This is a genomic window from Kitasatospora putterlickiae (assembly GCF_039527695.1).
Taxonomy (GTDB): Bacteria; Actinomycetota; Actinomycetes; order Streptomycetales; family Streptomycetaceae; genus Kitasatospora; species Kitasatospora putterlickiae.
Map to the genome: position 1 here is coordinate 2,382 of NZ_BAAAKJ010000010.1, position 1,764 is coordinate 4,145.

A 1,764-nucleotide genomic window follows, 5' to 3' on the forward strand; every position below is an offset into this window, starting at 1 on the left:
CCGGCCCTCCCGGCGGCCGCGGAGCCAGGCGACGACCGTCCCGATCAGCACGGTGGCCGCTCCGCCCGGCTCCAGCACCACCGTCAGCAGGTCGCTCACCGTCCCCATGGCCCCGGCGACGGGCGGCCCGCTGCTGCCCGTTCGCACCCGGCCGCGCAGCGCGGGCTCGTCGGCCAGCCAGCGGGCGAGCTCGTGGACGTCCGTGCCCCCGGCCGGACCGCTCCCGTTTCCGCTGCTTCCGTTCCTGCCGCTTCCGCTCGCGCCGTTCCCGTCGGCGCCGTTCCCGTTCGCGCCGTTTCCGACCGTGATGAAGACCTGCGTCATCGCCGTTACCCCCGCCAGCAGCTCGTCCGGACTGGTTCGCCCCGCTTCCGGCCCAGCAGTGCGCGGACCATCTTGACGGCCGCGACCCGGACCCGCCAGGGGGCACGGCAGCACACACCGGGGCGCACGGCGGCACGCACGCGCCTACGACGGCGGCGCCGTGCGAGGTGGCGCCCGCCGTCCGCCGCCGCTCGTGCCGGGCTGTCAGGCCCGGGCGTCGGCCGGGGTGACCGGGCGGTGCATGGTGGTGACGGCGCCGAAGCCCAGCAGGGCGCGCAGGTACGGCGTCCGCTCGGTGCGGACGGCCGTGAAGCCGTGGCGCTCGTAGAGCGCGCGGGCGCGGGGGTTGACGTCGATGACGTCGAGCCGGACGCGGTGGCAGCCGTGCTCGGCGGCGACGGCCGCGACCTCGGTGAGCAGCAGGCCGCCGGTGCCGAGCCCGCGCCGGTGGGCGTCCACGGCGATGCCGTCCATGACCAGCTCGCCCGGTTCGGGGGTGCGCTCGAACAGGGCGAGGACGGCGAGCCGGGGAAGGGCGCGGAACGGGCCGTAGGCGGCCAGCACGTCGCCGAGGCCGCCGCCGGTCAGGCCGCGCCGGCCGAGCCGGTAGCCCGCCACGCCGACCACCTCGTCGCCGTGCACGGCGACGATGCCGCGGTCGTGGTGCAGGTGCGCGGCGATGAAGGCGCGGCCGGCCTCGGGCGGGTTGAGCGCCGGGCCGAGTTTGCGGCCGAAGGCCTCCCAGTAGAGCTCGGCGACCCGCGCCTCGGCACCGGCCGGCACCGCGCGCAGCAGCGCCGGTCGGCCGTTCCCCTCCGTGATCCCCATGATGGTGCGCCCCTTTCCTCTGATGGCCGGACTTGCGCTATCGATCATATAACGTTCATTCTCGATACGAGAGTTTCAAGAGCGATAGTTTCTGGAGGGGATCCCATGGGGCGGCAGACCCGGCTCGCACACGTCGACGCACTGCGCGGCTTCGCGCTGTTCGGCATCCTGACGGTCAACATCACCTACCTCGCCTCCGCCTACCACGGCACCGGCGTCGAGGAGCCCGGCTTCGGCTCGGCGCTCGACACCGGCGTGCGGGCCGTGGTGGCGCTGCTGTTCGAGGCCAAGTTCTTCCTGCTGTTCTCGTTCCTCTTCGGCTACGCCTTCACCCTGCAGCTCGACTCCGCCGAACGGCGCGGCGCCCGCTTCACCCCGCGTTTCCTGCGCCGCCTGGCCGGCCTGTTCGCGCTCGGGCTGCTGCACGCCGTCCTGCTCTTCCCCGGCGACATCCTCACCACCTACGCGGCGCTCGGGCTGATCCTGCTCGCCGTGCACCGGATCCGGCCGCGCACCGCGGTCCGCACGGCCGTCGTCCTGTTCGCCGTCACCGCCGTCGCCTACCTGCTGCTCGCCCTGGCCCTGCGCGGCGCCGACGGCGGCGACCGGGCC

Annotated in this window: 3 protein-coding genes; 1 reads left to right on the plus strand and 2 read right to left on the minus strand. The window is 74.7% G+C overall.

Annotation, left to right across the window (positions count from 1 at the left end; genetic code table 11):
- A partial coding sequence (locus tag ABD308_RS00885; RefSeq protein WP_425554664.1) for an effector-associated constant component EACC1 occupies positions 1-324 on the minus strand: 324 nt, incomplete at its 3' end.
- Between the two features lie 204 nt (positions 325-528).
- Positions 529-1,152: a GNAT family N-acetyltransferase gene (locus ABD308_RS00890; RefSeq protein WP_344323305.1), complete on the minus strand. Its 624-nt coding sequence runs from the start codon at positions 1,150-1,152 to the stop codon at positions 529-531.
- A 105-nt stretch (positions 1,153-1,257) separates the two neighbouring features.
- Between ABD308_RS00890 and ABD308_RS00895 the strand changes: the two genes are divergently transcribed.
- A partial coding sequence (locus tag ABD308_RS00895; RefSeq protein ID WP_486327002.1) for a DUF418 domain-containing protein occupies positions 1,258-1,764 on the plus strand: 507 nt, incomplete at its 3' end.